The 3,005-nt window shown below is 70.7% G+C and carries 4 protein-coding genes; all 4 read left to right on the top strand.

Going from position 1 to position 3,005, the window contains the following annotated elements; all coding sequences use genetic code 11:
- A partial coding sequence (gene phnG / locus ACMO6A_RS03740; protein ID WP_418470802.1) for a phosphonate C-P lyase system protein PhnG occupies window positions 1–464 on the top strand: 464 nt, incomplete at its 5' end.
- Complete coding sequence (gene phnH, locus ACMO6A_RS03735; protein WP_009607955.1) at window positions 461–1,474, top strand: phosphonate C-P lyase system protein PhnH; 1,014 nt, start codon at window positions 461–463, stop codon at window positions 1,472–1,474. The genes phnG and phnH, both read left to right, overlap by 4 nt.
- Window positions 1,475–2,857 carry a carbon-phosphorus lyase complex subunit PhnI gene (locus ACMO6A_RS03730; RefSeq protein ID WP_114526272.1) on the top strand — a complete coding sequence of 461 codons (1,383 nt, stop codon included), beginning with the start codon at window positions 1,475–1,477 and terminating at the stop codon, window positions 2,855–2,857.
- Window positions 2,841–3,005 (top strand): alpha-D-ribose 1-methylphosphonate 5-phosphate C-P-lyase PhnJ (locus ACMO6A_RS03725; RefSeq protein ID WP_418470803.1); only part of this gene is annotated, 165 nt, incomplete at its 3' end. The genes ACMO6A_RS03730 and ACMO6A_RS03725, both read left to right, overlap by 17 nt.

The following is a 3,005-nucleotide window of genomic DNA, read 5'->3' as shown; positions in this document are numbered from 1 at the left end:
CAGATGGGAGTGGTGTTTTGTTGAAACGGTATGAGCGTACTCGTGCTTTGGTGGAGGGCGATCCGGCGTTGGCTCGGGCCATCGTGTGCGAGGTGGAGCGCGATGGGTCGCAGGGCGCCGTCGCGGTGCTCGACGAGCCGCGCGAGGAGCTGGTGATGGTGCAGGCGCGCGAGACGGCGCAGGGAAGCCTGTTCTTTCTGGGCGAGGCGCTGATGACGTCGTGCCGCGTGCGCGTGGGCGACGCCGTGGGCCTGGGCCTCGTGCTGGGCAGCGATCGGTGCCGCGCTTACGAGCTTGCCGTGGTGGACGCGGTGTTCTCCGGCGCGGCGGGCGACGCGTGGGCTTCCCGCTGGGACGCTTCCCTGCGCGCCGAGCTGGCGCGCGTCGAAGCGCGCGACCAGCGCGAGGCGCGTCGCACCGCGGCGACGAAGGTTGATTTCTCTACGATGAAGGTGGAAGCATGACGATACGAGAAGACGCTGACCTGCATCGCGCCCAGCGGGCGTTCCGCTGCGTGCTCGATGCGTTCGCGCATCCGGGAACCGTGCACCGGTTGGCGCCGGCGCCCGAGAACCCGGCGAGCCCCGTTGCGCTCGACGCGTCGTTGGAGCTGGTGGTGCGCCTGTTCGTGGACCAGGCGGTGACGTTCTGCGTGGCCGATTCCGAGTCCGACGCCGTGGCTGCGTACCTTACGAGCGAGACGCACGCGCGTCGGGTGTCCCTGCGCGATGCCGACTTCGTGGTGGTGCCCGCGCGCGCCGACGCGCAGACGGTGTACGAGGCGGTGGCGGAGGCATGCCGCGGCACGCTGGTGTCGCCCGAGAAGGGGGCGACCGTGCTCGTGGGTTGCGCCCGTTTGGCCGACGCGCCCGAAAGCGGCGAGGTTTCCCAGCCGGCCGTGCACGTGGTGGCGCTGCAGGGCCCGGGCGTGGAACGCGAGAACCGCTTCGCCGTCGATCGCGTGGACTGGCTGCGCGCCCGCGACGCGCGCGGCGACGAGTTCCCTTGCGGCATCGAAATCGTGCTGGTGGATCCGGAAGGCCGCATCGTCGCCGTGCCGCGTAGCTCGAGCGCGCGACGCCTCGCCGACCCCGCAACCGGGTTCGGCGCCGACCCCGCGTCTGACCTCGCGCCCGACGCTGCAACCAACCCAGCGCCCGGCCTCGATCCCTCGACCGATCCCGCATCGATGTTTCACGTGAAACAATCGACTCAATGTAGTGCGACAAAAGAACAAATGTTTCACGTGAAACATTCCGAGCCCGTGCCCGCCATGCCCGGCGCGTCGGGTGCTTCCCCGCGCGCGGAGATCTCCGTAGGGGCGGGCTGCTGCCCGCCCGCGGGCGCCCAGCAGGGCGCCCCTACGCAGTCTCCCGACAACGCAACGCCCGCGGCGCCCGTCGCAGCCGTCGCGCCCGCAATGCCCGCAGCGCCCGCCGCAACCGCCGCATCCGCTGCGAAGGGGGTGCGCTAGATGGGATACGTTGCCGTGCGCGGTGGCGGGAAAGCCATCGAGGAAAGCCTCAAGCTGCTGGAATACCAGCGCGTTAGCGCGTCGTCCGCCTGGGGCACCGACGAGATCGAGGGCACGTTTCCCGAACTGGTCGACCAGGTGATGGGCGAGGCCTCGCTCTATGCGCCGCGTCTGGCTGCGCTGGCGCTCAAACAGGCGCAGGGCTCGCCCGACGAGGCCGTGTTCCTGCTGCGCGCGTTCCGCTCCACGCTGGAGCGCCCCTACGTGTCGCGTCCGGTGGACACGGGCGCCATGCGCGTGAACCGCCGCGTGTCGGCCGCGTTCAAGGACGTGCCCGGCGGCCAGGTGCTGGGTGCCACGCGCGACTACAGCCACCGTCTGCTGGCGTTCGACCTGGAAACCGAGGGCGCCGAAGAGCTGGCCGAGAAGCGCGCCGAACTGGCCGCCCACTTCGAGAAGGTCGCCGAGGTCCTCGAGGCCGCGCCCGACGTTGCGCCCGCCGCTTCCCCGTGCGCGGAGATCCCCGTAGGGGCGGGCTGCTGCCCGCCTGCGGGCGCCCAGCAGGGCACCCCTACGAAGTCTCCCGACACCGCCGTGCCCGGCGCGCCCCAAACTCCCGCCACCCTTCCGCGCGTGCTGGACTACCTGCGCGCCCAAGGCCTGCTCGCGCACGTCGAAGCCGACGACGCGCCGCCGGTGGACGCCACCATGGCGCCGCTCTCGTTCCCGGCACCGCGCTCCGTGCGATTGCAGACGCTCGCGCGCGGCATGACGCAGGCCGTCGAGGCGCTCGGCTACGCCGCCATCCGCGGCTTCGGCCCTGCGCATCCCACGGTGGGCGAGCTTCGCTCCGGTCGCGTGGCCGTGGCCGTTGACCATCCGCTTGAGGCGGGCGGCGAGCAAGACGCCTACTACCTGGGTTCCGTCCCGGTGACCGAGGTGGAAAGCGTGTTCGAGAGCGAGGGCGAAAGCGATGCCGACGGCGGCACGGCGACGGCCACACGCTCCGATGGCGGCGGCCTGTCGCTGGCCATCGGCTACGGCCTGGTGTTCGGCCGCGCCGAGACGAAGGCCATCGCCATGAGCGTGCTCGACCACTGCCTGGAGCGCGGCGACAAACGGTTCCCCACCGAGGACGAGGAGTTCGTGCTGTACCACGTGGACGGCGTGGAGGCCACCGGCTTCATCTCGCACCTCAAGCTGCCCCACTATGTCACGTTCCAGTCGAAGCTGTCCAGCGTGCGCGGCACGCGTGACGAGCACAGCGAATGCGGCGAATGCGACCCGCACGGCACGCGCGTCGCGCACGACCCGCAAAGTACGCGCGACCCGCACGATCAACCCGCCGAGTCGAAGGAGGCCCGCGATGCAGCAGCGCTATAACTACGCGTTCTTCGACGAGGCATCGAAGCGCGAAATCCGCCGCGCCATCATCAAGGGCGTGTCCATCCCCGGGTACCAGGTGCCGTTCGCGTCACGCGAGATGCCCATCGGCCGCGGGTGGGGCACGGGCGGCCTGCAAATCACGCTG

It is taken from the genome of Eggerthella sp., assembly GCF_048329335.1.
GTDB lineage: Bacteria > Actinomycetota > Coriobacteriia > Coriobacteriales > Eggerthellaceae > Eggerthella > Eggerthella lenta.
Note: the sequence above shows the minus strand (reverse complement) of the source record. Positions and strands in the feature narration are given on the sequence as shown.

Bases quoted from the DNA above. Each gene is read 5' to 3' on its own strand.
- phnH (WP_009607955.1), top strand. From the start codon at position 461: ATGACGATACGAGAAGACGCTGACCTGCATCGCGCCCAGCGGGCGTTC.
- ACMO6A_RS03730 (WP_114526272.1), top strand. From the start codon at position 1,475: ATGGGATACGTTGCCGTGCGCGGTGGCGGGAAAGCCATCGAGGAAAGC.